We start from the raw sequence: 25,365 nt of genomic DNA, 5'->3' as shown, positions 1-25,365 counted from the left end.
GCCGCCGTACTTCCCATGTCCCTGCAGAACCCCAAGGTGGGCTTCGTCAGCCTCGGCTGCCCGAAGGCCCTGGTCGATTCCGAACGCATCCTCACCCAGCTCCGCGTGGAGGGATACGACATCGTGCCGACCTACGACGCGGCGGACGTGGTGGTGGTGAACACCTGCGGCTTCATCGACTCCGCGGTGGCCGAGTCGCTGGACGCCATCGGCGAGGCGATGAACCAGAACGGCAAGGTCATCGTCACCGGCTGCCTGGGCAAGCGCCCGGAACAGATCCGCGAGCAGTACCCCGACGTGCTGGCGATCAGCGGGCCGCAGGACTACCAGAGCGTGATGGAGGCGCTGCACGAAGCGCTGCCGCCGAAGCACGACCCCTTCGTCGACCTGGTCCCGGACTACGGCGTCAAGCTGACGCCGCGCCATTACGCGTACCTGAAGATCTCCGAAGGCTGCAATCATCGCTGCAGCTTCTGCATCATTCCGTCGATGCGTGGCGACCTGGTGTCGCGGCCGGTCGACGACGTGCTGCGCGAGGCCGAGCGGCTGGTGCGCGGTGGCGTGAAGGAACTGCTGGTGGTCTCGCAGGACACCTCCGCCTACGGCGTGGACGTGAAGTACGCCGAACGCGAATGGCGCGGCAAGGCGTACCAGACGCGCATGAAAGCCTTGTGCGAAGGCCTGGGCGAACTCGATGCCTGGGTGCGCATGCACTACGTCTATCCTTATCCGCACGTCGACGACGTGGTCCCGCTGATGGCCGAAGGCAAGGTGCTGCCTTACCTGGATATTCCTTTCCAGCACGCCAGTCCGCGCATTCTCAAGTTGATGAAGCGCCCCGGCGCCGTCGACAAGACGCTGGAGCGGGTGAAGCGCTGGCGCTCGATCTGCCCGGACATCACCCTGCGTTCCACCTTCATCGTCGGCTTCCCCGGCGAGACGGACCAGGAGTTCGAGGAACTGCTGCAGTTCCTCGACGAAGCGCAGCTGGACCGCGTGGGTGCGTTCGCCTATTCGCCGGTGGAAGGCGCGGCCGCGAACCTGCTGCCGCACCCGGTGCCGGAAGAGGTCAAGCAGGAGCGCCTGGCGCGCTTCATGGAGAGGCAGGCGGAAATCTCCGCCGCACGCCTCGAAGCCAAGATCGGCACCGTGCAGCAGTGCCTCGTGGATCTGATCGAAGACGACATCGCCGTGGCGCGTTCCAAGGCGGATGCGCCGGAGATCGACGGCCTGGTGCACATCCAGAACGGCGGCGAAGCCGGCCTTCGCGTCGGCCAGTTCGTCGACGTGGAGATCACCGAGAGCGACGAGCACGACCTATTCGGTGACGCCATCGTCGCCGCGACAGGCAGGCCGCTCGACGTCAAGGTGCTGTGACCGCACCGGCGACGGACGCCCACGCCGGCGGTGGCCGGCGTCGCTTTGTCGCCCCCCTGCGTGAGGATGTGGATGCCGCGTCTTTCCGGCATCCCTTGTTCGGGGAGTACGGCGACCTCCTCGATCTGGCGGCAGCCGCGCGGTGGCCGGAGATCGAAGCCCTCAATGCGCGCATGCCGGCATCCGGGCCTCGCTTCGCAAGGCAGGATGCGGCCCTGCTCACCGACGGACTGCATTACGAAGAGCGTATCGCACGCGGGCGCATCGCCACGCGGCCGGAAAACTGGCACGACCTGTTCAACGCGATGGTCTGGATGCGTCATCCGGCCCTCAAGCACGCCCTCAACCAGCAGCAATGCCGACATATCGCACGGATGGGAACGAGCGAGCGCAGTCCGGCCCAGCAGGCCCTGACCCAGTTCGATGAATCCGGCGTCATCGTGCAGGTATCCGACCCGTCGCTGCTGGATCTCTGGGACCGGCACGACTGGACGGCGCTGTTCCATGCGAGCGCAGAACGCTGGCACGATGGCGGCGTCGCCGTCGTGGCGGTCGTCGGGCATGCACTGATGGAACAGTCGCTGGTGCCGGGGCGCCTGCTGGTCGGCAAGTGTCTGGTGGTGCCGGGCGATCCGGCCGGTGCTGTCGCGCGCGTGGCCGCATCGATTGCGGCCGGTGGGATCCTTGCCGCGCCGTCGGAACTGCGCCCGCTGCCGTTGGCTGGCATTCCCGGCTGGCACGCGGGGCAGGGCGAGGCGTTCTATGCGCAGGAGGGCTACTTCCGGCCGCTGCGGGAAGGGCGCGTTTACCCGCCGCCCCTGTAGCGGTCAGCTGGCGTAGCTGACGTCCACCAGGACGAAACGGGTGACACCGCCAGGCAGCGCCACGGAAAATTCGTCGTCGATGCGTTTCTTGAGCAGCGCGCGCGCCATCGGCGAGTCGATGCTGATCCAGCCGCGGGCCGCGTCGGTCTCGTCGGGGCCCACGATCCGGTAGCGCGACGCCTCGCCGCTGGCGAGGTTCTCCAGCTCGACGGTGGCGCCGAAGAACACGGCCTCCGGATCGCTGGGCGCGGTGTCGACCACGCGCAGCACTTCCAGGCGCCTGCTCAGATAGCGCACGCGGCGGTCGATCTCGCCCAGTTGTTTCTTGCGATAGGTGTATTCCGCGTTCTCGGAGCGGTCTCCCTCCGCGGCGGCGGCGGCCAGCGCTTTCACCACCTCCGGGCGCCTGACGCGCCACAGATCATCCAGTTCCGCCTTGAGGCGGTCGTGGCCCTCGCGGGTGATCAGGGCGGTGCTTTTCTCGCCCGGCGGTCGCCAGCGCGACACCTCAGCGCTCCCCGGCGCTTTCCGCGCGTCGGAGCGTGCGTCCGCGCGGATCCTCGACCGGCTCGATGCAGCTGCCTGAGGTCAGCACCAGCAGATCGTCGTCGTGGATGGCGAACGCCTGCGGAAGCCTGTCGTTGTCCGGCGTGAGCTGCACGCAGGTGCCGTTCCACGTCACCGACCAGTGGCCGGCGCGCTTGGGTAACGCCTGCAGGTCGTCCTGGCAGTGCGCTTCCAGCACGTAGCGGCCGTCGGCACCCAGGTCGAGCAGCACGTCCTGCGATGTGCAGGACGCCGCCGGCAGACTGCCGAAGAACGTGCCTGCGAAGGTCGAGGGCGCCGGATTGGCGGCGGACGCCGCCAGCGGCAACAGGCAAGCCAGGGGTGCGAAGCGCCACGTCATGCGCGATCAGCGGCGCCCGCCGAAGATGCTGCCGAGGATGCCGCGCACGATCTGGTTGCCCAGCTTGGTGCCGATCGTGCGCGTGGTCTGCTTGGCCATCGTCTCGATCATGCCCTGGCGGCGCTTGGTGCCGAACACCGCGTCCTTGACCGTCTGGCCGAAGCCGCCTGCATCGGTGTCGTCCTGCTCGCTCTTGGCCGCGGGTGCGTTGGCGGCCTGGGCCGCGGTTTCCGCGCGCTTGGCGAGCATTTCCGCGGCGGATTCCCGGTCCACGCGGGTGTCGTACTTGCCCCCGACCGGACTGCTGTTGCGCACCTGCTGGCGTTCGGTGTCGTTGATCGCGCCCATGCGGCAGCGCGGGGGGGAGACCAAGGTCTGTTGAACCGGCGAAGGAATGCCCTTGTCCTGCAGTGTGGAGACCAGCGCCTCGCCGGTGCCGAGCTTGGAGATGGCCTGGGCCACGTCCAGCCTCGGGTTCGGCACGAAGGTTTCGGCGGCGGTCTTCACCGCCTTCTGGTCGCGCGGGGTGAAGGCGCGCAGGGCGTGCTGCACGCGGTTGCCCAACTGACCGAGGATGTTGTCCGGCACGTCGTCGGGGAACTGCGAGCAGAAGTAGACGCCCACGCCCTTGGAGCGGATCAGGCGCACGACCTGCTCGATGCGCTGTTGCAGGGCCGGCGGGGCATCGTCGAACAGCAGGTGCGCTTCGTCGAAGACGAACACCAGCTTGGGCTTGTCCAGGTCGCCGACTTCCGGCAGCGTCTCGAACAGCTCGGACAGCAGCCACAACAGGAAGCTGGAGTAGAGGCGCGGCTTCAGGATCAGCTGGTCCGCCGCGAGGATGCCGATCACCCCGCGGCCGTCGGTGTTCGTGCGCATCAGGTCGGCCAGTTCCAGCGCCGGCTCGCCGAAGAACATCTCACCGCCTTCCTGTTCCAATCGCAGCAGCGCGCGCTGGATGGCGCCGACCGACTGCGTGCTCACCAGGCCATAGCTGGTGGAGATGTCCTTGCGCTCGGCGGCGACCAGGCCCAGCAGGGCGCGCAGGTCTTCCAGGTCGAGCAGCAGCAGGCCGCGGTCGTCGGCGAGCTTGAACACGATGTCGAGCACGCCGCTCTGGGTGTCGTTGAGTTCGAGGATGCGCGAGAGCAGGGTGGGGCCCATCTCGCTGACGGTCGTGCGGACCGGATGGCCCAGCTTGCCGTAGAGATCCCAGAAGATCACCGGATTCGCCCCCGGCGCGTAGTCGGCGATGCCGATGTCCTTCGCGCGTTGCATGACCCGTTCGCTGCCATCACCGGCCGCCGCCAGGCCGGCCACGTCGCCCTTCACGTCGGCCATGAACACGGGCACGCCCATGCGCGAGAAGCCCTCGGCCAGCGTCATCAGCGTCACCGTCTTGCCGGTGCCGGTGGCGCCGGCCACCAGCCCGTGGCGGTTGCCGAACTTCGGCTGCAGCGTGACCGGAATGTCGTCCGTGATGCCCTTGCCCAGCAGGATCGGATCCATGTGCAACCTCGCGTGGTGATGGCGGGAATTCTAGCCGCTGGAAACCGCCTGCGGGCTAAAGGAATGCGACGTCCTGCCTTGCCCACGGTATGCGGCGGGGGCTACCCTCCCGACTCACACTCTGGATGCATGCCTGATGTCGTTTGCGGTTCCTGCCTGTCTGCGTCACTGGCCCGTCACGGCCGCCCTGTCCCTGCTGTTGGTGTCGCCCGTTTCGCTGGCACAGCGCGTCTCGGCGCGCGATCGCGCCGCCGCGGAGGCGCTGGAACAGCGCATGGCCGCCGCGGAGAAACGCTATCGCGATGGCCTGGTGCTGGTGGCCAACAGCGATCCACGCGGGGCGACGGAGAGCGATGCCGCGCTGGAGGACATGGAAGACGTGCTGGCGGCGTGCGTACAGCAGCGCGGATGCCAGGTGCCGACGCTGCTGGCCACCTACAAGCGCCTGCTGAAGGGCAACGCCGATGCGCAGGGCGCGGAGGGCGAAGGCGAGGGCGATGCCATCGATGCGCTGGATGACGGTACCGACCATGCGGTGCCGGCGGGCACGGGGATGCCGGAGACCGCACGCGCCGCGGCGCTGCTCAACGACCAGCGGCACGCATTCGACCGCATGGTCGAGTACAACCCGGCCGTGCAGGCCGGCATCCGTCGTTGGCTGACCGACATGCGGCCGGCGTTGATCGACAGCTACGAGAACTACCAGAACATGCGCGCCGAACTGTACCCGGCGTGGGAGCGCAGCGGGCTGCCGGAGGCGCTGCTGTTCGGCATCATGGCCAAGGAGTCCAACGGCCGCGTGCATTCCACCTCGCGCGCCGGCGCGGCGGGGCCCATGCAGTTCATGTTCCATACCGGCGCACGCTTCGGGCTGGGGCGCGACGCCAGCGGCTTCGACACCCGGTACGACCCGTACGCATCGGGCCAGGCCAGCGCCGCCTACATGAACGAACGCATGCGCAGCCTCAACAACAACATCGAACTGGCACTGGCCGCCTATAACGGAGGCGAGGGCCGCGCCGCGCGCGTGTATCGCGAGAACAGCGGCCTGGGCTTCTGGGACGACGTGGTCTACAGCCAGTTCCCCGGCGAAACGCGCGACTACGTGCCGATGGTGATCGCGGCCGCGTGGCTGTTCCTGCACCCGCGCCAGTACGGGCTGGAGTTCCCGAAGGTCACTGCGCAGCCGGCGCCGCTGAAACTGGCGCGCGACGCGTCCATCTACGAACTGACCATCTGCCTGGGCAACGGCGGCACGCGCGAGGGCTACATGCGCACGCTGCGCAACCTTAATCCGCGTTACCAGCCGGAGGCATGGATCCCGGCCGGCACCACGCTGAAGGCCACTGCGCGCATCGTCGGCCTCTACAGCCGGCATTGCGTGAACGGACCGCGCGCGGAGCTCGCCCGGACGCTGGTGAGCGCCGATCCGGCCGCCGCGATCCGGCGGGGCGCGCGGGCCGGCAACGTGGCCGTCGGCGACGTCACGCCGGTGGCCGGCGTTCCCACCACGGTGGCGACCGGCGAGCCGAAGCCGGCCGAGCCGAAGGCCAGGCAGGTGCGCGAATACCGGGTGACGAAGGGCGACACGCTGGGGCGCATCTCACAACGGTTCCAGTGCGACCTGAAGAAGCTGGCGCGCGCGAACAACCTGAGGGCGCCGGCGTACGCGGTGCGGCCGGGGCAGGAACTGAAGCTGGAAAGCTGCAGGAAGTAGCGTGCGCCGTGCGCACGACTGCGTGATGTCGGCCTGCTTGAGGTCGCGCGCGGCGCGCTACGTTTTTGGGCATGGGCAACATCGAGGTCGCCGGCACCTCCCGATGCCGCTGGAGGGTGCTCCATCGGCGTGCCGCACGGAGGTTTGCAAGTAGCGTGCGCCGTGCGCACGGCGGCTTGATGCGGGCATCGCGCCGTCGTGCGCATAGCGCATGCTACGATTCGCCGGTGTCGAGGGTTTCCATGTCAGGGGCGGCTCGCCAGTCCGGAGGATAAGTGCCCGTGCGGAGGTGTCGGGCAAAACTCGAATAAGGCCACGACGCAGGTGCCTCCGCATGGCCATGTTTAACGGGATTGAAGTGGATGTAGTCGATATGCCGGTACAGGTCATCCGTGTCGCGAATGAGGTGTTCCCAGTAGCGTCGCTGCCATAGCCCGCTTTCGCGACGCGCGACCATCGAGCAGGTGCGTGCCATCGGCGGAAGCCCGGCTAGTTGGGATGTCCTGCGCTTGATGATCGACCAGCGTCGCGGGTAGTCCGTATCGTTTTCCGGAAGCGTCCAGATCACATGAAGGTGGTCCGGCAGGATGACCCGGGCGGGCATCGAGAACGACAGTGTTTGCCTGACCTCTCGCATCGCCGTGCCGAAGGCTGAGATCACGCGCAGGTCTGTCAGCAGGTGGCGCCGTCGTGCGGCGGCGACCGTGAAGAACCAGGTTGCGCCGGGCGTGAACACGCGTCGGAACCTTGCCATCCTCGGCCACCTATTGGAGAGAGCAGGTGGTGATGATGCGGTCCATGGAGCATTGGCGCCATTAACAATGTGCCTCGGATGCCGAGTGGGGGGTCCTTACGCCTCAGTGCGTGGCAGAGATGCATCGTGCAGTCGTGCGCACGGCGCACGGCGCACGCTACGATCGTGACGGAACGCCCCACGTAGCGTGCGCTGCGCGCACGACCATGGGATGCCTGGAGGGCTCGTGCACGTGTGATGCATCGTGCGGTCGTGCGCATGGCGCACGCTACCCGTTAGTGCAGCCGGGCGAGCGCTTGTCCCAGTCGCACCGGCGATTCCGCCCTCAGCTCCGGCGACAGCGTCGCCACGCCCGGCGGCAGCAGCACGATCACCGTCGAGCCGTAGTTGAAGCGCGCCATCTCCGCGAACCGCTCCAGCGTGATGCCCTTGCCACGGTAATCCTTGCGCGTGATCGCGGTGCCGTAGGCGGGGATTTCCTCGCCGCTCCACACGGTTTCCACGCCGGAGACCAGCAGTGCGCCGACCATCACCGACACCATCGGGCCGAAGTCGGTGTCGAAGTGGCAGACCAGCCGCTCGTTGCGGGCGAACAGGCGCGGCACGTTCGCCACCGCATCGGTGCCCACGCTGAACAGGCGGCCGGGCACATGCACGGTTTCGCGCAACGTGCCGGTCCACGGCATGTGCACGCGGTGGTAGTCGCGCGGCGACAGGTAGACGGTAGCGAACAGGCCGTCGCGGAACGGCTCCGCGGCTGCGGCGTCGCCCAGCAGTTCGGCGGCCGTGAACGATTGTCCCTTGGCCTGGAAGATGCGGCCGTCCTCGATGGCGCCGCACTGGCTGATGTGCCCGTCGGCGGGCATCAGTAGGGCGCGTGGATCGGGATCGGCCACGCGGGCCCCGGGCTTCAGTGCGCGGGTGAAGAAGGCATTGAAGCTGGGATAGGCGCGAGGATCGGATTCGGCGGCTTCGGACAGGTCGACGTCGAACTTCCGTGTCACCGTGTCGATCAGCCATTGCTTGATGCCCGGCGACGTGGAATACGCCAGCCGGCGCGCCAGCGAGGACAGGAAGCGGTGGGGCAGGACATACGTCAGCGACGTCAGCAGGCTCATTTGGACGAGGCCCCGGTCAGCGCGCGCATGTCGGCGGCGATCGCCTTGGGCTGGAAGGGCGGCCGGATCAGGCCGGCGAGCTGGCCTTGGGGGTCCAGCACGGCGATCGCCGAGGAGTGATCCATGCTGTAGTCGTTCGGATTCTGGTCGTAGCCCTGGCCGGGCACCTTCATGAACACGAAGCCCAGCGACTTGGCGAAGTTCTCCAGCGTCGGGACATCGGCCGTGGCCGCCAGCGTGTCGGGATGGAAGGCGTGCGCGTACTCGCCTATACGGGTGGGCGTGTCGCGCTCCGGGTCCACCGACACGAACAGCACGCGCGGGCGCGTGGAATCGGGCAAGTCCTTCCACTGCGCCTGCGCCTGGGCCAGTTCGGCCAGGGTGGTGGGACAGATGTCCGGGCAGAAGGTGAAGCCGATGAACACCAGCGTCCAGTGGCCTTTCAGTTCGCCATCGGCCAGTTGGGTCCCGTCGGACTGGCGCAGCGAGAACGGCGGCAGCGGGCGCGCCTGTGGGAACAGGGTGACCGTCTGGGTGGCGGGCCACCGGGTCGCGGGGGTGACCGGGCCGAAGAATTTCTGTGCGGCCAGCAGGCCCAGGCCGGCGGCCAGCGCCAGGACGAGGATGAGGCCGATCTTCTTGTTGAACATGTGCGTGGAAGTCCCGCGATGAAGGGGCGTGGCCGTTGGACCGTGGCCGGCATGGACGGCAGGAGGAGGCCATGATACCGGGGCAGCCTCTATAATCGGCGGCCCTCGCCGTTCCGGCGTCTTCCCCAGCCTTGCCATGACCGCCGACGTCGCCGCCGAACTGCACACCATCATCGACCTGATCCGCTATGGCGCCAGCCGCTTCAACGCGGCCGGGCTGACCTTCGGCCACAGTTACGACAACGCCCTGGACGAGGCCTCGCACGTGGTGCTGCATACGCTGCACCTGCCGCCGGACCTGGGCCCCGCCTATGGCCAGGCGCGCGTCACCGCACCGGAAAAGGCGCAGGTGCTGGCACTGTTCGAGCGTCGGGTGAACGAGCGCATTCCGGTGGCCTATCTGACCGGTGAGGCCTGGTTCGCCGGCCTGAGCTTCAAGAGCGACGCACGTGCGCTGGTGCCGCGCTCGCCCATCGCCGAACTGATCGAAGCCGGTTTCGAGCCCTGGCTGGGGGGGCGCGAGGTGAACCGTGCGCTCGACCTGTGCACCGGCTCGGGTTGCATCGCCATCGCCATGGGCCATTACCACCCGGACTGGCAGGTCGACGGCGTCGACATCAGCGACGATGCGCTGGCGCTGGCGGCCGAGAACAAGGCCCGCCTGCATGCGGACAACGTGCAGCTGGTCAAATCCGACCTGTTCGCCGGCCTGACCGGGCGCCACTACGACCTGATCGTCACCAATCCGCCCTACGTCACCAACGACGAGACCGACGCACTGCCGAAGGAATACTCCTTCGAGCCGGAGCTGGGCCTGCGCGCCGGCGACGATGGCCTGGACCTGGTGCTGAAGATCCTGCGCGATGCGCCGCTGCACCTCAGCCAGGACGGCCTGCTGATCTGCGAAGTGGGCGAGTCCGAGCATGCGCTGGTGAAGCTGCTGCCCGACGTCGACTTCGCCTGGATCGAGTTCAAGGTCGGCCAGATGGGCATCTTCGCGGTCGAATGCGCCGAGCTGATCCGCCACAACGCACGCATCGCCGCGTTGGCCGCCGCTCGCAAATAGAGCGCCGGAACCGCCCTGCCGCGCCCGCAGCGGTTGCGCCTGCAACCGTCGCGGCTTGCGTTGGCGCACTGCACAATAGGGTGGCCGGTATGCGATGCTTGATGGCCCGGCACCGGTAGTTCCCATCCGCGGAGCGGCGCTTGAGCAGCAACAGTTTCGGAAAACTCTTCACGGTCACCACGTTCGGCGAATCGCACGGGCCGGCCATCGGCTGCGTGGTCGACGGCTGCCCGCCCGGGCTGGAGATCGCGCCTGAGGAGTTCCGCCACGACCTGGAGCGCCGGGCCACCGGCAAGTCGCGGCACACGTCTGCGCGGCGCGAGGCCGACGAGGTGGAGATCCTGAGCGGCGTGTACGAGGGTCGCACCACCGGCACGCCGATCGCGCTGCTGATCCGCAATACCGACCAGCGCAGCAAGGACTACGCCGACATCGCGCGGCAGTTCCGCCCCGGCCACGCCGATTACACCTACTGGCAGAAGTACGGCATCCGCGACCCGCGCGGCGGCGGCCGCTCGTCCGCGCGCGAGACCACGATGCGCGTGGCGGCGGGCGTGATCGCCAAGAAGTGGCTGCGGCAGCGGTTCGGCGTGACGGTGCGCGGTTACCTGTCGCAGCTCGGGCCGATCACGCCCGACGGCTTCGACTGGAACGCGGTGGAGGACAACCCGTTCTTCTGGCCGCATTCGGAACAGGTGCCGGCGCTGGAAACCTACATGGATGCGCTGCGCAAGTCGGGCGATTCCATCGGCGCGCGCGTCAATGTCGTCGCCGACGGCGTGCCGGCGGGCTGGGGCGAGCCGATCTACGGCAAGCTGGACGGCGACCTCGCCGCCGCGCTGATGAGCATCAACGCGGTGAAGGGGGTGGAGATCGGCGACGGTTTCGCCGCGGTCACCCAGAAGGGCACCGAGCATCGGGACCTGATGACGCCGGCCGGGTTCCTGTCCAACCATGCCGGCGGCATCCTCGGCGGCATTTCCACCGGCCAGCAGGTCACCGCCTCCATCGTCCTGAAGCCGACCTCCAGTCTGCGCCTGCCGGGCGCAACAGTGGACGTGGACGGCCATACCGTGGACGTCATCACCACCGGCCGGCACGACCCCTGCGTGGGCATCCGTGCCACGCCCATCGCCGAGGCGATGATGGCGCTGGTGCTGATGGACCAGGCGTTGCGCCATCGCGCGCAGTGCGGTGATGTCGGCGACGTGCCGCCCTACGTGCCCGGCAGCGTCGATGGCTGAGCTGCGGCCGCGCGTCTGGGTGTCGCAGCCGCTGTTCGACGACATCGTCGGGCGGCTGGCGGCGCATTTCGACGTGCAGGCGACGGCCGGCGTTACCGAACACAGTCCCGAGGCCATCGCCGACGCATTGCGCGACAGCGTCGGCGCGCTGGTGACCTTGAACGAACGCATCGGCCCCCGGGAAATCGCCGGTGCGGAGCGGCTGCGCGCCATCGCCAACGTGGGCGTGGGCTACAACAACCTGGATATCGCGGCGCTGACGCAGGCCGGTATCGTCGCGACCAACACGCCGGACGTGCTGACCGAGACCACCGCCGACTTCGGTTTCGCACTGCTGATGGCGACCGCGCGCCGCATCACCGAGGCCGAACGCTGGCTGCGCGAAGGCCAGTGGCAGCAGTGGTCGTTCGGCACGCTGCTGGGCGCGGACCTGCACGGCAGCACGCTGGGCATCGTCGGCATGGGCCGGATCGGGCAGGGGATCGCCCGCCGTGCGCGCGGCTTCGGCATGCGCGTGCTGTACCACAACCGTAGCCGCCTGCCGGAGCTCGTCGAGCGTGAGTGCGGCGCGACCTATGCCGGCTTCGACGATCTGCTGGTCCAGGCCGACCACGTGATCCTGGTGCTGCCTTACTCGGCACAGGTCCACCACCTGGTCGATGCCGCGGCGCTGGCGAAGATGAAGCCCACTGCGACGCTGGTGAACATCGCGCGGGGCGGCATCGTCGATGAAGCCGCGCTCGCCGATGCACTGTCGAACGGCCGCCTGGCTGCCGCCGGCCTGGACGTGTACGAAGGCGAGCCCGCCGTGCGTCCGGAACTGCTGGCCCTGCGCAACGTGGTGCTGACCCCGCACATCGCCAGTGCCAGCCTCGCCACGCGTCGCGCCATGGTGTCGCTGGCGGTGGACAACCTGATCGCCGCACTGGGCGAAGGGCCGGACGCGGGCCGTCCGCCGTCGCCGGTCAACCCGGATGCGCTGGCTACGGCCTCGACCAACAACACCATCATCGCCAAACGACAGGGAGCCTGAGGCACGCCCGCAGGTTCCCCGAACACAGCCTTCCTGTCCGCTGTCTTCACTCCCTCTTCGCGAAAACCATCTTCCATGAGCAACCAGAACCGTAGCTTCACCGTCGCCATCGTGGGCGCCACCGGCGCCGTCGGCGAAACCATGCTGTCCATCCTGGCCGAACGCGACTTTCCGGTCGGCAAGCTCGTCCTGCTGGCCTCTGCGCGTTCCGCCGGCACCCAGGTCGATTTCAAGGGCCAGAAGGTCGACGTGCTCGACCTGGAAACCTTCGACCCCACCGGCGTGGACATCGCCCTGTTCTCGGCTGGCGGCAGCGTGTCGAAGGAATACGCACCGAAGTTCGCCGCCGCGGGCGCCGTGGTGATCGACAACTCCTCGACCTTCCGCTACGACGCCGACGTGCCGCTGGTGGTGTCGGAGGTCAACCCGCATGCGGCCAAGAACCGTCCGCGCGGCATCATCGCCAACCCCAACTGCTCGACCATGCAGCTGATGCCGGTGCTGGCGCCGATCCATCGCGAATACGGCATCGAACGCATCAACGTGGCCACCTACCAGTCGGTGTCCGGCGCCGGTCGCTCCGGCCTGGAGGAACTCGGCCGCCAGACCGCGCAGCTGCTGGCCTTCCAGGACATCGAGCCGAAGAAGTTCCAGGCGCAGATCGCCTTCAACCTCATCCCGCACATCGACGAGTTCCTGCCCAATGGCTATACCAAGGAAGAGATGAAGCTGGTCTGGGAGACGCGCAAGATCCTCGAGGACGACAGCATCCAGGTGAATCCCACCGCCGTGCGCGTGCCGGTGTTCTACGGCCACTCCGAAGCCGTGAACATAGAGACCAAGAAGAAGATTTCACCGGAACAGGCCCGCGAGCTGTTGCGCGCCGCCCCCGGCGTGGAGGTCGTGGACGAGCACAAGGCAGGTGGCTATCCGACGCCGGTCACCCATGCGTCCGGCCGCGACCCGGTATTCGTCGGCCGCATCCGCGAGGACTTCTCGCATCCGCGCGGGCTGAACCTGTGGGTGGTGGCCGACAACATCCGCAAGGGCGCGGCCCTGAACGCCGTGCAATTGGCCGAACTGGTGGCGAACGGCGGCTGAGCGCTTGCGTCTCTGTATCCGCGCAAAGCAACGTGAACCGATATCGTTCATGCACGTAACAATAGTTGGCAGTTGACGCGTCAGCGGGTTCCTGAGAGCCTGCTGACGTACTTGGCGCAATGGAGTGTGCAGCATGGGAAGCGCATCGCGTTTTCTTTCGTCCGGTATCTGGTCCATCCTCGTCGTCGTGGGCGCCGTATTATGGGTGCATGACCACGCGGCAGCGCAGGTGCGATCTGCTTCCAGGCACGAAGCCCAGGACAGGGCGGATGAGCGGGGCGCGATTCAGGACAGGATCGCAGCGCTCTACGATCCGACAGAAATGGCGCGGGCGATGGAGTTGGGAACAGGCACCCTGCGCGGAACAATGGCAGTGCGCGACAAACAGGGTGTAGGGGGGCTGCTGCCGCGCCTGCTGAGAGGCAAGAGCGTTGCAACGGCGGATCGCGAATGGGTGTTCCTGCTGCCCATGACGCCACATGTGACGGCGTGGTTCGAAGCCCACAGTGCGGATGACGTCCGTTGGGGCGAGCGCGAGATCGGCGGCCTGAACCCTGAGGTCTGGCAGTACGCCGGACGTGTCAGGACCGACTCGCAGGGCAACTTCCAGTTCGATGGGCTGATGCCGGGTCGCTATCTCGTGCTCGCCCATTTTCCTGTCGAGTACACAGCGCGCAGGACGTATGCGACAGGTGAATACTCCGTTGAGTATTCCTACTCGCCGATGTTCGGTTCCGGAAGCGGTGCCATCAAGCCGATCACGCGCACAGAACGTTACCAGAGCCAAATGTATGTGTGGATCAGCGAGGTCGTGGACGTGAAGCCAGGTGTGCCTACGATCTTCACGCCCCCGGTGAGGGATCTGATATGAATCCGGGAATGCGCATGGATCACATCCGGTGGATGTCGGGGCGTGTGTCGGCCTGGGCGATATCGACGGGCCTTGCAGCGTGTGCCCTGGTCTGGGCGCACACAGTCGAGGCGCAAGAGGCCGAATGCCGGAACGGTCAGGGATTGAAGTGCTGGTTCATCATTGGCGAGGCCTACAAGGCGCCAAAGCGCGTGGCTTTCATCGCGCGGCACGCTGATCGGGGAGCGGTCGACGGAAAGCGTGCGCTCGAGGTGGTGCAGGTCATCGAATCGGCGGATATTCCGGACCGTTACGCCATTTGGGATATGGAAGTTGATTGTGGCCGACGCACCTTCCGCATCCTGCGTGACAGGGCTGCGGACAAGAGTGGATCGATCAGGCAGGAGCCTTCCCATGCTCCGGATTGGAAGTCGCTGGAAGCGGCCCAGTACGGGGAGTCGATCGCGTTTCCATTTGCCTGCGATCCGGAGGTCATCAAGGACCGGTCGAGCTACCTGGCCGCTTTTGCTGGTAACGCGTACCGGGTGCCGGACATGGTGTCCCAGTTCCGGCGGGTCATCTGGAGCGAAGGACGCTAAATCGCAGTCGGCGCGGTGTGGGGCACCTTGACGGGTACCGTCAGTAACAATAAGTTGCGCGCAGTTCCGCTCGATTTGGGCGCGTCAAGCCGATAGGGGCCCCTCTTGAAACAGTTGGTTCGCCGGCTCGTTGCGCTGCTGCTCACGCTGCAGTGTTTCTCTGCTCTCGCGCTCGGCCTGGGGGAGATCAAGGTCAAATCGCAACCCGGCCAGCCGCTGCTGGCCGAGATTCCGATCATTTCCAGCGAGCCGGGCGAGCTGGAACAGCTGCGTGCGCGTCTGGCGTCGCCCACGACGTTCGAGCGCGTCGGCCTGCCGCGCCCGCAGGGGCTGGTCAACGAACTGGACTTCAGCGTCGCGCTGGATGAAGCCGGCCGTCCGGTCGTACGCGTCACCAGCCGCACGCCGGTGGACGTGCCGGCCGTCAATTTCCTCATTGAAGTCGACTGGGGTCAGGGCCGTCTGGTACGCGAGTACTCCGCGCTGGTCAGCGCGCCGGGCACGCTGGCGGCGGCCGGTCAGCCGGTAATCGATGCGCCGGTCGCCGCGCCCACGGATACCATTGCCCGGCCTGCCCAGCCTGTCGTGGCCACCCCGCCGGAATCCGTCCCGGCCGAACGGGCACCGCTGCCCGCGCCACCTCGCGCGCCCGCGCCCGCACCTGTTGCCGCTGCGCCGGCCCCGCAGGTCGCGCCGGGCGATGCGCTGGCGCCCGTGCGCCGTGGACAATCGCTGTCGCAGGTGGCCGCGCCGCTGGCGCGCGCGCAGGGCTACACCCTGGACCAGGCCATGGTCGCACTGCTGCGCACTAACCCCGAGGCCTTCATCAACGGCAACATCAACCTGCTCAAGCAGGGCGCGGTGCTACGCGTGCCGGAGTCGGCCGAGGCGCAGGCCATCCTCGAGGATGAGGCCGCCGCCCTGGTACGCAGCCAGATCGCCGAGTGGCGACGCGCGCGCGCGCCGATCCCGCAGCCGGCCGCGGTGGTCGAGCCCTCGCCTGCGGCGACGACCGCGCCGCAGGCACCGCGCACTGCGCCTGTGGCCGACGCGCGCCTGGAAATCGCTCCCGCGGCCGCTGGCACGTCGGGTTCTGGAACGCAGTCCGGCGTGAGTGCCGGCGGTGAGGGCGAGATGTTGGCGAACGAACAGCTGCAGCAATCGAAGGAAGACCTGGCCGCGCGGGAAGCCGAGGTGCAGGAACTGCGCTCGCAGGTGGCGGAACTGGAAAAGCTCAAGGCCCAGCAGGAGAAGCTGCTGGCCATGAAGGACAGCGACCTCGCCGCCGCGCAGCAGCGCCTGGCGCAGGGTAATGGCAGCGAGGGCGGCGTCCCGGTCTGGGCGTGGGCAGGCTTCGGTCTGCTGTTCGTCGGAGTACTGGCGTGGGGGTTCGCGCAGCGCCGCCAGCGCGTTGCGCCAGCACCGGTGCCGCGCAACCCCGTGTTCGGCCATGCGCCGGCGGACAGCCGTGCCGCGGAACTGGCCGCCGCGATGCCGCAGGCGGCCACGCCGGAAGCGGAGCCCGCGCCCAGTCCGGTGCTCGAGCCGGCGGTCAGCGTGCCGGTCGCCGCAGCGCCCACATCATCGCCGAAGCCTGCACCTGCGACGGGCCCCACCTGGCATGCCGGCGGCGGCACGGCGCCTGCTGCTCCGGTGACATCGTCGCAGGCGCCTGCCGGTCGTGATCGACTGGAACTGGCGGTGGCCTATCTGGACCTGGGCGACGTGGCGACCGCGCGCGATCTGTTGAACGAGGTCGCCGCCGGCCACGACGCGACGGCGCGCGACGAGGCGCTGCAACTGCTGCGCGAGATCGGATGACGGGCGCGGAGTGATGTCGTGACGCGCTACGCGCTGGGCGTCGAGTACGACGGCGGCGGTTTCCTGGGATGGCAACGGCTGAGCAAGTCCGGCACGCCCGACGACACCAGCACGGTGCAGGCGGCGCTGGAAGGCGCGCTGTCGTCGGTGGCCGACGCCCGGGTGGACACGATCTGCGCCGGCCGCACCGATGCCGGGGTGCATGCGCAATGCCAGGTCGTCCACTTCGACAGCGATGCCGCGCGCACGCCGCGCGGCTGGTTGCTGGGCGCCACGGCGCGCCTGCCGCCGGCGGTCTGCGTACGCTGGTGCCAGCCCGTGGCCGATGATTTCCATGCGCGGTTCTCCGCGCGCGCACGGCGCTATCGCTACACGCTGGTGAACCGGCTGGCGCGCCCGGCGCTGGAGCGCCAGTACCTGAGCTGGGAAAGGATGCCGCTGGACGCCGACGCCATGCACCGTGCCGCCCAGATGCTGGTCGGCGAGAACGATTTCAGCGCCTTCCGCACCGTGCACTGCCAGTCGCCGCACGCGATGCGCAACCTGCACGGGATCTCCGTCGTGCGCCAGGGCGAGCGCGTGGTCGTCGAGGTGCAGGCCAATGCGTTCCTGCATCACATGGTGCGCAACATCGTCGGTTCGCTGCTGGTGGTGGGGCGCGGCGAACGGCCGGAGGGCTGGATCGGTGAACTGCTGACCGGTCGCGACCGCACTGTCGCCGGGCCGACTGCGCCGCCGGACGGCCTGGTGTTCGTCAGCCCGCTGTATCCGGCCGAATGGGGCCTGCCGTCGGAAGTGACCCTGCCTGCCGCCATCGGCTGAGCCGCCGGGTTACCCTTCCGCCATGCATACGCGCATCAAGTTCTGCGGGCTGACCCGCGCCGAGGATGTCCGCCTGGCGGTGGAACTGGGGGCGGACTACATCGGCCTGGTGTTCGCACCGCGCAGCCCGCGCCGGCTGCTGCTGGGCCAGGCGCGCATGCTGCGCGACCTGGTGCCGGAGGAAATCGGCGTGGTGGCGCTGGTGATGGACAATCCGCGGACCGAGATCGAGCAGATCGTCGAATCCCTGCAGCCGGATCTGTTGCAGTTCCACGGCGGCGAGGACGATGCATTCGCCGGTTCGTTCCAACGGCCGTTCTGGAAGGCGATCGCGATGGGTGGACAGGGCGAAAGCGCCTTCGCCAGCCTGGCGGCCTATCCGAACGCGAGCGGTTTCCTGTTCGACGGTCACGCGGCCGGCGAGCAGGGGGGCAGCGGACAGCGGTTCGACTGGCGGCAGATGCCGGCCGTCACCGATCGGCCGTGCCTGCTGGCCGGCGGCCTGTCGCCCGACAACGTCGGGCTTGCGCTGCGCACCGCGCATCCGTGGGGCGTGGACGTGTCCAGCGGGATCGAGACCGCGCCCGGCGAGAAGGATCCGGAGAAAATGCGGCGCTTCGTCGACGCGGTCCGCATCGCCGACACCCGCGGCTAGTCTGCGGACAGCAGGTCGCGGCGCAGCCAGTCGGCCAGCAGGGGAATGCGCGTATCGGGATTGCCGCGCGCCGCGCACAGCGCCCAGGTTCCGCCGGTGTCGGCGAACCCCCACGGCGCAACCAAGCGTCCGCTGTCCAGATCGGCCTGCACCAGTTCGCGCGGCGCGATGGCGACGCCCAGCCCAGCGACCGCCGCTTCCAGCAGATACGTCAGGTGATCGAAACCGGTGCCGAGGCGTGGCGCGTCCGTCAGCTGGTGCGACGCCAACCAGCGCGGCCACGCCTGCGGCCGCGAGGCGGTGTGCAGCAGCGGTTCGTCCAGCAGCGTGCGCGGTGGCCCATCGCGCAGGACGTCGAACCGTGCGTGGCGCGGACTGAGCACCGGGCCGATCCGCTCGGGCGCCAGCGGCCAGACCTGCCATGCCGCGGGCCACGGCGCTTCGCCCAGCAGCAGGGCGGCATCCAGCCCCGCGGCCGCGAGGTCGATGCCGCCTTCCTGCGCGGACAGATGGAGGGTCAGGTCGGGCAGGTCCGCCGCCAGGCGCTCCAGGCGGGGGATCACCCAGCGCGCCAGCAGGCTGCCCGGGCAGCCCAGTACCAGCGCCGCCGCGCGTGGACCGCGCTGCAACGCGGCCCAGCCTGCCTGCAGTACACCGAATGCTTCGCCCGCACTGTCGCGCAGGCGCTGGCCATCGCTGGTCAGGGCCAGGCCCCGCCCATCACGGACGAACAGCGGACGGCCCAGTGCATCTTCGAGCGCGCGGATATGGCGGCTGACCGCGCCGTGGGTGACGTGCAGTTCCCCGGCCGCCTGGCTGACGCTGCCCAGGCGGGCGGCGGCTTCGAAGGCACGGAGGGCATTCAGTGACGGCAGCGGTCGGGCCATCGCGTGAGTTTAACTCACGAATCAAGCCAGAATAGTCGATGTTCCCGAAGGTCGCTGTGCGATAACCTGAAGCATCGATTTCCCCGGACCCGATCATGCCGTCTGCCACCGACTTCCACGCCTATCCGGATGCCCATGGCCACTTCGGCCGCCATGGCGGACGTTTCGTCGCCGAAACGCTGATCGGGCCGCTGCAGGAGCTGGCCTCGGCGTATGACGCCGCCCGCGTCGATCCGGCCTTCGTCGCCGCCTTCGACAAGGATCTCAAGCATTACGTCGGCCGGCCCAGCCCGATCTACCACGCCGAGCGCCTGAGCCGCGAAGTCGGCGGCGCGCAGATCCTGTTGAAGCGGGAGGACCTGAACCACACCGGCGCGCACAAGATCAACAACACCATCGGGCAGGCGCTGCTGGCCAGCCGGATGGGCAAGAAGCGGATCATCGCCGAGACCGGTGCGGGCCAGCACGGGGTGGCCAGCGCCACCGTCGCCACCCGGCTGGGGCTGGAATGCGTGGTCTACATGGGCGCCACCGACATCGAGCGCCAGAAGATCAATGTCTACCGGATGAAGCTGCTCGGCGCGACCGTGGTGCCGGTGACCAGCGGCTCGGCGACGCTGAAGGACGCGCTGAACGAAGCCATGCGCGACTGGGTGACGAACGTGCACGACACGTTCTACATCATCGGCACCGTCGCCGGTCCGGACCCGTATCCGCGCATGGTCCGCGACTTCAACGCCGTGGTCGGCCGCGAGGCGAGGGCGCAGATGCTGGCCGACTACGGCCGCCTGCCCGATGCCATCACCGCCTGCGTCGGCGGCGGCAGCAACGCGATCGGCCTGTTCCACGCCTTCCTCAATGATCCGGGCGTGCGCATCGTCGGCGCCGAGGCAGCCGGCGACGGCATCGAGACCGGCCGCCATGCGTCCTCGCTGTCAGCGGGACGCATCGGCGTGCTGCACGGCAACCGCACCTACGTGATCTGCGACGACGATGGGCAGATCATCGAAACCCATTCCATCTCTGCCGGCCTGGACTACCCGGGCGTCGGGCCGGAGCACGCCTTCCTGAAGGACAGTGGACGCGCGGAGTATGTCGGCGTCACCGACGAGGAAGCGCTGGCCGCGTTCCACCGCCTGACCCGCACCGAGGGCATCCTGCCCGCGCTGGAGTCCAGCCACGCCGTCGCCCAGGCGATCAAGCTGGCGCGCGAGCTGCCCAAGGACCAGTTGGTGCTGTGCAACCTGTCCGGCCGTGGCGACAAGGACGTGCACACGATCGCCGCACGCGAGGGGATCAGCCTGTGACCCGTTTTGAAGCGAAGTTCTCCGTCCTCAAGGCCGCCGGCCGCAAGGCGCTGGTGCCGTTCATCACCGCCGGCGATCCCTCGCTGGAATCCACGGTCCCGGTGATGCATGCGCTGGTCGATGCCGGTGCGGATGTGATCGAACTGGGCGTGCCGTTCTCCGATCCGATGGCCGACGGACCCGTCATCCAGCGCAGCTCCGAGCGTGCGCTGGCCCGCGGCGCGGGGCTACGCTACGTACTGGAGGCGGTGGAGGTGTTCCGCCAGCAGGACGACACCACGCCCATCGTGCTGATGGGTTACCTGAACCCGGTGGAGATCCACGGGGCCGGGCGTTTCGCCCGTGAAGCGGTCGCGGCCGGCGTCGACGGCGTGCTGCTGGTCGACCTGCCGCCGGAAGAGGCCGAAGAGACGCGCGCGGTGTTCAACCGTGAAGGGCTGGCCCTGATCGCGCTGGCGTCGCCGACCACCTCGCCGGAACGCCTGCGGATGCTGTGCGACACCGCGCAGGGGTATCTGTACTACGTCAGTTTCGCGGGCGTGACGGGCGCGTCCGATCGCCTGGACACGGCCGCGGCGGGCGAACGGCTGAAGCAGCTGCAGGCGGGCTCCCGCGTCCCCGTGGTGGCGGGCTTCGGCATCCGGGATGCCGACAGCGCCCGTGCGATGGCGACCGATGCCGATGGCGTGGTGGTCGGCAGTGCGCTGGTGGCGGTCTTGGCCGAGGCCGGTGCTGACGCCCCCTCGCGCGCCTCGGCCTTCCTGGCGCCGCTGCGCGCGGCGCTGGACGCCTGAACCACCGTACGGCTGTGCATGGACGACTGAGCTAAACTGCCGCGCTCATCCATTGGGCCCCTTCCGGGGCAGGCAGCAAGACCACGCATGAGCTGGCTCAGCAAACTGATGCCGTCGGGCATCCGCACCGAAGGCAACGCGGGCAAGAGCAAACGCAGCGTCCCCGAGGGGCTGTGGGAAAAATGCGACCGCTGCGGCGCGGTGCTGTACCGGCCGGAGCTGGAGGAAAACCTGGAGGTCTGCCCGAAGTGCAGCTTCCACATGCCGATCCGTGCCCGTGCGCGCATGGCGGCGCTGTTCGATCCTGGCAGCACCCGCGAGATCGGCGCCGCGCTGGGCCCGACCGACGTGCTGAAGTTCAAGGACCAGAAGAAGTACGCCGACCGCATCAAGGCCGCGCAGAAGAGCACCGGCGAGCGCGATGCGCTGATCACCCTGCAGGGCACGCTGAAGGGCCGCGACCTGGTCGCCAGCGCCTTCGACTTCGCCTACATGGGCGGTTCGATGGGGTCGGTGGTGGGCGAGCGCTTCTCACTGGGCGCGGAGCGCGCGCTGGAGATCGGTTCGCCGTTCGTGTGCTTCTCCGCCAGCGGCGGTGCGCGCATGCAGGAAAGCCTGTTCTCGCTGATGCAGATGGCCAAGACCTCGGCCGCGCTGGGCAGGCTGCGCGAAGCCGGCCTGCCGTACATCTCGGTGATGACGCACCCCACCACCGGCGGCGTGTCGGCCAGCTTCGCGATGCTGGGCGACATCAACTTGGCCGAGCCGGAAGCGCTGATCGGCTTCGCCGGCCCGCGCGTGATCGAGCAGACCGTCCGCGAGACCCTGCCGGAAGGCTTCCAGCGTTCCGAGTTCCTGCTGTCGCACGGCGCGATCGACCAGATCTGCGACCGCCGCGAGATGCGTGACCGCCTGGCCGACCTGCTGGCGTTGCTGATGAGACAGCCCAAGCCGCAGGACAGCGAACTGGTGACCGCATGAGCCGCAAATACTTCGGAACCGACGGCATCCGTGGCCGCGTCGGCACCAGCCCCATCTCCGCCGATTTCGTGCTGCGCCTGGGCAATGCCCTGGGGCGCGTGCTGTGCGAGAAGGCGGGCGGTGCGCGCCCGGTCGTGGTGATCGGCAAGGACACCCGCATCTCCGGCTACATGTTCGAAGCCGCGCTCGAGGCCGGCCTGGTGGCCGCAGGCGCCGACGTACAGCTGATGGGACCGATGCCCACGCCGGCGGTCGCGTTCCTGACACGCACGCTGGGCGCCGATGCCGGTATCGTCATCAGTGCCTCGCATAACCCGCACTACGACAACGGCATCAAGTTCTTCTCCGCCGAGGGTGAGAAGCTGGATGATGCGACGGAGCTGGCCATCGAGGCCGCGATCGACGCGCCGTTCTTCACCGCCGAGTCCGAGAAGCTGGGCAAGGCGGTCCGCACGCGCGATGCGGTCGGTCGCTACATGGAATTCTGCAAGGCCAGCGTGCCGCGCCGCTTCGACCTGAAGGGGCTGAAGGTGGTGCTGGACTGCGCGCACGGCGCCACGTACCACATCGCGCCGCTGCTGTTCCGCGAGCTGGGCGCCGACGTGATCACCATCGGTGCCGAGCCCAACGGCGTCAACATCAACGACGGCGTGGGTTCGATGCATGTGGAGAGCCTGGCCGCCAAGGTGCGCGAGACCGGCGCCCACCTTGGTATCGCCTTCGACGGCGACGGCGACCGCGTGCTGATGGCCGACGCCAATGGCGTACCCGTGGACGGCGACGAACTGATCTACCTGCTGGCGCGCGACTGGCAGGCCAGCGGCCGCCTGCGCGGGCCTGTGGTCGGCACGCTGATGACCAACTACGGCCTGGAACGCGCACTCGCCAAGCTGGAAATCCCGTTCGTCCGCACCAAGGTGGGCGACCGCTACGTGCATCAGGCGTTGGTGGAAGGGAATGCGGTGCTGGGCGGCGAAGCCTCCGGACACCTGCTGTGCCTGGACCGCACCACCACGGGTGACGCCATCATCGCCGCGCTGCAGGTGCTGGAAGCCCTGCGCCGCCGCCGGCAGACGCTGCGCGACGCCCTGGACGGGCTGACCATGCTGCCGCAGAAGACCATCAACGTGAAGCTGGCCAACGGCGCCAAGCCGACCGAAGCCCCCAGCGTGCAGGCCGCGCTGATGCAGGCGCAGGCGGCGGTGTCCGGGCGCGGTCGCGCGTTCCTGCGTCCCTCCGGCACCGAGCCGGTCGTGCGTGTCACGGTCGAAGCCGATGACGACGCGCTGGTGAAGAGCACGCTGGAAACGCTCGCCGAAGCCGTGCGCGCCGCCGCCTCGGCTTGAGCCGGATCAATGAACTTTCGGCGCGGCGATGGTCCCATGGCCTCCCGCGCCTTTTCCCTGTTGGAGCAGATTGCATGAGCGCCCGAATCCCCACGCTGGACATCACCCGTTTCGATACCGACCGCGATGCGTTCGTCGCAGAACTCGGTGCGGCCTATCGCGAATGGGGTTTCGCCGGCATCCGCAACCACGGCATCCCGCAGGCGCGGATCGATGCCGCGTACGACGTGTTCAAGCGTTTCTTCGCGCTGCCGGATGAGGTGAAGAAGAAGTACCACGTGCCCGGCGGCGGCGGCGCGCGCGGCTACACGCCGTTCGGCGTGGAGACCGCGAAGGACTCCAAGCACTTCGACCTGAAGGAGTTCTGGCATATCGGCCGCGAGATTCCCGAGGATTCCGAATACCGCGACGTGATGCCGCCGAACCTGTGGCCGGCCGAAGTGCCTGGCTTCCGCGAGCACGGCTACGGCCTGTACCAGGCGCTGGACCAGCTGGGTTCGCGCGTGCTGTCGGCCCTGGCCCTGCACATCGGCCTGCCGGGGGATTATTTCGCCGACAAGACCGATTCCGGCAACTCGATCCTGCGCCCGATCCACTACCCGCCGATCACCGCCGACGACATCCCCAACGTGCGCGCCGGCGCGCACGAGGACATCAACCTCATCACGCTGCTGGTGGGCGCCAGCGCCGCGGGCTTGGAAGTCCTGTCAAAGAAGGGCGAGTGGGTGCCGTTCACGTCCGATGCCGACACCATCGTGGTCAACATCGGCGACATGCTGCAGCGCCTGACCAACCACGTGTACCCCTCCACCACCCACCGCGTGACCAATCCCCCGGGCGAACAGGCACGCCAGCCGCGTTACTCGGTGCCCTTCTTCCTGCACCCGAATCCGGATTTCCTGATCGACGTACTGCCGTCCACGATCACGCCCGACAACCCGAAGCGCTACCCCGAGCCGATCACCGCGCAGGGCTACCTGGAAGAGCGCCTGCGCGAGATCAAGCTGAAGTAGGCCGGGATTCGGCATTCGGGATTCGCAAGAGCAGGCAAGGGCCGCGCGCCTTTGCCCTGACGAATCCCGAATCGCCACTCCCCAATCACGTCGCGGCGGGTGCGGTCGCTACAGCGGCCGTACCCGCCGCGAATTCCTGGCCATCATCCCCATCGCCACGCGGTGCGGCAGCAGTTTCACGATGGCGTGCAGCACCCGGTAGCGCCATCCGGGCACCACCAGCACCTGGCCGCGCTCGTTGCCGTCGATGCCGGCGCGCGCCACGTCCTCGGCCTGCAGCCACATCCCCGGCGACACCCGCATGCGGCCACGCGTGCCGGTGACATCGTGGAATTCGGAATAGGTGAAACCCGGGCAGAGCGCGGTGACGTGGACGCCACGGTCGGCGTTCTCCAGTGCCAGTGCTTCGCTGAACTTCAGCAGGAAACTTTTGGCCGGTGCGTACAGGGTCTGCCCGTCGGCGGCCGGCATCAGGGCGGCGAATGATGCGACGTTGAGGATCCGTCCCCGTCCGTCGGCGCGGATCGCGGGCAGCAGCCGCCAGGTGAGCTCGCATACGGCGGTGGTCATCACCTGCATGAACGCGGCGTGGTCGGCCCAGTCGCTGCTGCGGTAGCGTCCCGGCATGCCGTAGCCGGCGTTGTTGACCAGGATGCGGATCCGCACCCCGCGCCGATCCAGTTCCTCCACCAGGGCAGCCGGCGCGGCGGGATCGGCCAGGTCGGCGGCCATCACCTCCACCGCGACCTGTGCCCGCAGCTCCTCCGCCAGGGCGTGCAGCCGATCCGCGCGCCGGGCGGTCAGCACCAGTGGCACGCCCCGGCGCGCATACTCGCGTGCGATCCGTTCGCCGATGCCGCTGGAGGCGCCGGTCACCAGCGCATAGCCCGGAGGCGGGGCAGGGGAGCCAGAGGGCATGGACGACGCCTGTGCGGACATGGGACGGGAAAGATAGCGCGGCCGGTAGGTGCGTTGCCCAACATCGGCTAG

25 protein-coding genes are annotated in these 25,365 nt (G+C 68.3%); 17 read left to right on the top strand and 8 right to left on the bottom strand.

Going from position 1 to position 25,365, the window contains the following annotated elements:
* Positions 1–15 precede the first annotated feature (15 nt).
* Both rimO and IAE60_RS15970 read left to right on the top strand, forming a co-directional pair.
* Positions 16–1,377, top strand: coding sequence for a 30S ribosomal protein S12 methylthiotransferase RimO (rimO, locus tag IAE60_RS15975; protein WP_187573002.1), 1,362 nt, complete (start codon positions 16–18; stop codon positions 1,375–1,377).
* Complete coding sequence (locus IAE60_RS15970) at positions 1,374–2,201, top strand: DUF3025 domain-containing protein (protein WP_162108559.1); 828 nt, start codon at positions 1,374–1,376, stop codon at positions 2,199–2,201. Before rimO ends, IAE60_RS15970 begins: the two co-directional genes overlap by 4 nt.
* A 3-nt stretch (positions 2,202–2,204) precedes the next feature.
* Here the strand turns inward: IAE60_RS15970 and greB are convergent, their stop codons facing one another.
* The 3 genes from greB to IAE60_RS15955 are packed head-to-tail and all read right to left on the bottom strand — an operon-like array spanning position 2,205 to position 4,617.
* Positions 2,205–2,708 (bottom strand): transcription elongation factor GreB, encoded by a 504-nt coding sequence (gene greB / locus IAE60_RS15965; RefSeq protein ID WP_187573001.1) that lies wholly within the window; start codon positions 2,706–2,708, stop codon positions 2,205–2,207.
* A gap of 1 nt (position 2,709) precedes the next feature.
* Complete coding sequence (locus IAE60_RS15960) at positions 2,710–3,108, bottom strand: copper resistance protein NlpE N-terminal domain-containing protein (RefSeq protein ID WP_187573000.1); 399 nt, start codon at positions 3,106–3,108, stop codon at positions 2,710–2,712.
* A 6-nt stretch (positions 3,109–3,114) separates the two neighbouring features.
* Positions 3,115–4,617: a helicase HerA-like domain-containing protein gene (locus IAE60_RS15955; protein ID WP_187572999.1), complete on the bottom strand. Its 1,503-nt coding sequence runs from the start codon at positions 4,615–4,617 to the stop codon at positions 3,115–3,117.
* A gap of 136 nt (positions 4,618–4,753) precedes the next feature.
* On the opposite strand from IAE60_RS15955, the gene IAE60_RS15950 reads away from it, so the two are divergent.
* Entirely contained in the window at positions 4,754–6,334 is a 1,581-nt protein-coding gene (locus IAE60_RS15950; protein ID WP_187572998.1) for a transglycosylase SLT domain-containing protein, read from the top strand.
* A gap of 214 nt (positions 6,335–6,548) precedes the next feature.
* Here IAE60_RS15950 and IAE60_RS15945 read toward each other — a convergent pair whose 3' ends face one another.
* From IAE60_RS15945 to IAE60_RS15935, 3 genes are all read right to left on the bottom strand, one after another.
* On the bottom strand, positions 6,549–7,070 hold the full coding sequence (locus IAE60_RS15945; RefSeq protein WP_244966594.1) for an REP-associated tyrosine transposase: 522 nt from the start codon (positions 7,068–7,070) through the stop codon (positions 6,549–6,551).
* Between the two features lie 293 nt (positions 7,071–7,363).
* Positions 7,364–8,206 carry an archaetidylserine decarboxylase gene (asd, locus tag IAE60_RS15940; protein WP_187572996.1) on the bottom strand — a complete coding sequence of 281 codons (843 nt, stop codon included), beginning with the start codon at positions 8,204–8,206 and terminating at the stop codon, positions 7,364–7,366.
* The gene (locus IAE60_RS15935; protein ID WP_162108552.1) at positions 8,203–8,856 is read right to left on the bottom strand and encodes an SCO family protein; all 654 of its coding nucleotides are present in this window, start codon (positions 8,854–8,856) and stop codon (positions 8,203–8,205) included. Before IAE60_RS15935 ends, asd begins: the two co-directional genes overlap by 4 nt.
* A 136-nt stretch (positions 8,857–8,992) precedes the next feature.
* Here IAE60_RS15935 and prmB point away from each other — a divergent pair, with 136 nt between their 5' ends.
* From prmB to IAE60_RS15890, 9 genes are all read left to right on the top strand, one after another.
* The gene (prmB, locus tag IAE60_RS15930; RefSeq protein WP_187572995.1) at positions 8,993–9,922 is read left to right on the top strand and encodes a 50S ribosomal protein L3 N(5)-glutamine methyltransferase; all 930 of its coding nucleotides are present in this window, start codon (positions 8,993–8,995) and stop codon (positions 9,920–9,922) included.
* 140 nt (positions 9,923–10,062) lie between these two features.
* Positions 10,063–11,166 carry a chorismate synthase gene (aroC, locus tag IAE60_RS15925; RefSeq protein WP_187572994.1) on the top strand — a complete coding sequence of 368 codons (1,104 nt, stop codon included), beginning with the start codon at positions 10,063–10,065 and terminating at the stop codon, positions 11,164–11,166.
* Positions 11,159–12,199 carry a 2-hydroxyacid dehydrogenase gene (locus tag IAE60_RS15920; RefSeq protein ID WP_187572993.1) on the top strand — a complete coding sequence of 347 codons (1,041 nt, stop codon included), beginning with the start codon at positions 11,159–11,161 and terminating at the stop codon, positions 12,197–12,199. Before aroC ends, IAE60_RS15920 begins: the two co-directional genes overlap by 8 nt.
* Positions 12,200–12,274: 75 nt before the next feature.
* Complete coding sequence (locus tag IAE60_RS15915) at positions 12,275–13,300, top strand: aspartate-semialdehyde dehydrogenase (RefSeq protein ID WP_187572992.1); 1,026 nt, start codon at positions 12,275–12,277, stop codon at positions 13,298–13,300.
* Between the two features lie 133 nt (positions 13,301–13,433).
* Positions 13,434–14,171, top strand: coding sequence for a hypothetical protein (locus tag IAE60_RS15910; protein WP_187572991.1), 738 nt, complete (start codon positions 13,434–13,436; stop codon positions 14,169–14,171).
* Between the two features lie 14 nt (positions 14,172–14,185).
* Positions 14,186–14,749: a hypothetical protein gene (locus IAE60_RS15905; protein WP_187572990.1), complete on the top strand. Its 564-nt coding sequence runs from the start codon at positions 14,186–14,188 to the stop codon at positions 14,747–14,749.
* 105 nt (positions 14,750–14,854) lie between these two features.
* Complete coding sequence (locus IAE60_RS15900; protein ID WP_244966593.1) at positions 14,855–16,570, top strand: type IV pilus assembly protein FimV; 1,716 nt, start codon at positions 14,855–14,857, stop codon at positions 16,568–16,570.
* Between the two features lie 18 nt (positions 16,571–16,588).
* Positions 16,589–17,392: a tRNA pseudouridine(38-40) synthase TruA gene (truA, locus tag IAE60_RS15895; protein WP_187572989.1), complete on the top strand. Its 804-nt coding sequence runs from the start codon at positions 16,589–16,591 to the stop codon at positions 17,390–17,392.
* Positions 17,393–17,414: 22 nt separating this feature from the next.
* Positions 17,415–18,047 carry a phosphoribosylanthranilate isomerase gene (locus tag IAE60_RS15890; protein WP_187572988.1) on the top strand — a complete coding sequence of 211 codons (633 nt, stop codon included), beginning with the start codon at positions 17,415–17,417 and terminating at the stop codon, positions 18,045–18,047.
* On the opposite strand, the gene IAE60_RS15885 is transcribed toward IAE60_RS15890, so the two are convergent.
* A complete protein-coding gene (locus IAE60_RS15885) occupies positions 18,044–18,934 on the bottom strand; it encodes a LysR family transcriptional regulator (protein ID WP_187572987.1) in 891 nt (296 codons plus the stop codon). The genes IAE60_RS15890 and IAE60_RS15885 overlap by 4 nt on opposite strands.
* 95 nt (positions 18,935–19,029) lie before the next feature.
* Between IAE60_RS15885 and trpB the strand changes: the two genes are divergently transcribed.
* From trpB to IAE60_RS15860, 5 genes are all read left to right on the top strand, one after another.
* Positions 19,030–20,241, top strand: coding sequence for a tryptophan synthase subunit beta (gene trpB / locus IAE60_RS15880; RefSeq protein WP_187572986.1), 1,212 nt, complete (start codon positions 19,030–19,032; stop codon positions 20,239–20,241).
* Positions 20,238–21,035, top strand: a complete 798-nt coding sequence (trpA, locus tag IAE60_RS15875) for a tryptophan synthase subunit alpha (RefSeq protein ID WP_187572985.1) — start codon at positions 20,238–20,240, stop codon at positions 21,033–21,035. The genes trpB and trpA overlap by 4 nt, the downstream gene beginning before the upstream one ends.
* Positions 21,036–21,122: 87 nt before the next feature.
* Positions 21,123–22,016: an acetyl-CoA carboxylase, carboxyltransferase subunit beta gene (gene accD / locus IAE60_RS15870; RefSeq protein ID WP_162108542.1), complete on the top strand. Its 894-nt coding sequence runs from the start codon at positions 21,123–21,125 to the stop codon at positions 22,014–22,016.
* The gene (gene glmM / locus IAE60_RS15865) at positions 22,013–23,362 is read left to right on the top strand and encodes a phosphoglucosamine mutase (protein ID WP_187572984.1); all 1,350 of its coding nucleotides are present in this window, start codon (positions 22,013–22,015) and stop codon (positions 23,360–23,362) included. The genes accD and glmM overlap by 4 nt, the downstream gene beginning before the upstream one ends.
* A gap of 74 nt (positions 23,363–23,436) precedes the next feature.
* The gene (locus tag IAE60_RS15860) at positions 23,437–24,375 is read left to right on the top strand and encodes an isopenicillin N synthase family dioxygenase (protein ID WP_187572983.1); all 939 of its coding nucleotides are present in this window, start codon (positions 23,437–23,439) and stop codon (positions 24,373–24,375) included.
* Positions 24,376–24,483: 108 nt separating this feature from the next.
* Here the strand turns inward: IAE60_RS15860 and IAE60_RS15855 are convergent, their stop codons facing one another.
* Positions 24,484–25,293: an SDR family NAD(P)-dependent oxidoreductase gene (locus tag IAE60_RS15855; RefSeq protein WP_187572982.1), complete on the bottom strand. Its 810-nt coding sequence runs from the start codon at positions 25,291–25,293 to the stop codon at positions 24,484–24,486.
* Between the last annotated feature and the right edge of the window lie 72 nt (positions 25,294–25,365).

Origin of the sequence: Pseudoxanthomonas mexicana (assembly GCF_014397415.1) — a bacterium.
Classification (GTDB): Bacteria; Pseudomonadota; Gammaproteobacteria; order Xanthomonadales; family Xanthomonadaceae; genus Pseudoxanthomonas_A; species Pseudoxanthomonas_A mexicana.
This window is presented reverse-complemented; position numbering and strand designations above follow the sequence as displayed.

Bases quoted from the DNA above. Each gene is read 5' to 3' on its own strand.
- rimO (WP_187573002.1), top strand. From the start codon at position 16: ATGTCCCTGCAGAACCCCAAGGTGGGCTTCGTCAGCCTCGGCTGCCCG.
- IAE60_RS15960 (WP_187573000.1), bottom strand. From the start codon at position 3,108: ATGACGTGGCGCTTCGCACCCCTGGCTTGCCTGTTGCCGCTGGCGGCG.
- IAE60_RS15955 (WP_187572999.1), bottom strand. From the start codon at position 4,617: ATGGATCCGATCCTGCTGGGCAAGGGCATCACGGACGACATTCCGGTC.
- IAE60_RS15950 (WP_187572998.1), top strand. From the start codon at position 4,754: ATGTCGTTTGCGGTTCCTGCCTGTCTGCGTCACTGGCCCGTCACGGCC.
- asd (WP_187572996.1), bottom strand. From the start codon at position 8,206: ATGAGCCTGCTGACGTCGCTGACGTATGTCCTGCCCCACCGCTTCCTG.
- IAE60_RS15935 (WP_162108552.1), bottom strand. From the start codon at position 8,856: ATGTTCAACAAGAAGATCGGCCTCATCCTCGTCCTGGCGCTGGCCGCC.
- prmB (WP_187572995.1), top strand. From the start codon at position 8,993: ATGACCGCCGACGTCGCCGCCGAACTGCACACCATCATCGACCTGATC.
- IAE60_RS15920 (WP_187572993.1), top strand. From the start codon at position 11,159: ATGGCTGAGCTGCGGCCGCGCGTCTGGGTGTCGCAGCCGCTGTTCGAC.
- IAE60_RS15915 (WP_187572992.1), top strand. From the start codon at position 12,275: ATGAGCAACCAGAACCGTAGCTTCACCGTCGCCATCGTGGGCGCCACC.
- IAE60_RS15910 (WP_187572991.1), top strand. From the start codon at position 13,434: ATGGGAAGCGCATCGCGTTTTCTTTCGTCCGGTATCTGGTCCATCCTC.
- IAE60_RS15905 (WP_187572990.1), top strand. From the start codon at position 14,186: ATGGATCACATCCGGTGGATGTCGGGGCGTGTGTCGGCCTGGGCGATA.
- IAE60_RS15890 (WP_187572988.1), top strand. From the start codon at position 17,415: ATGCATACGCGCATCAAGTTCTGCGGGCTGACCCGCGCCGAGGATGTC.
- IAE60_RS15885 (WP_187572987.1), bottom strand. From the start codon at position 18,934: ATGGCCCGACCGCTGCCGTCACTGAATGCCCTCCGTGCCTTCGAAGCC.
- trpB (WP_187572986.1), top strand. From the start codon at position 19,030: ATGCCGTCTGCCACCGACTTCCACGCCTATCCGGATGCCCATGGCCAC.
- accD (WP_162108542.1), top strand. From the start codon at position 21,123: ATGAGCTGGCTCAGCAAACTGATGCCGTCGGGCATCCGCACCGAAGGC.
- glmM (WP_187572984.1), top strand. From the start codon at position 22,013: ATGAGCCGCAAATACTTCGGAACCGACGGCATCCGTGGCCGCGTCGGC.
- IAE60_RS15860 (WP_187572983.1), top strand. From the start codon at position 23,437: ATGAGCGCCCGAATCCCCACGCTGGACATCACCCGTTTCGATACCGAC.
- IAE60_RS15855 (WP_187572982.1), bottom strand. From the start codon at position 25,293: ATGCCCTCTGGCTCCCCTGCCCCGCCTCCGGGCTATGCGCTGGTGACC.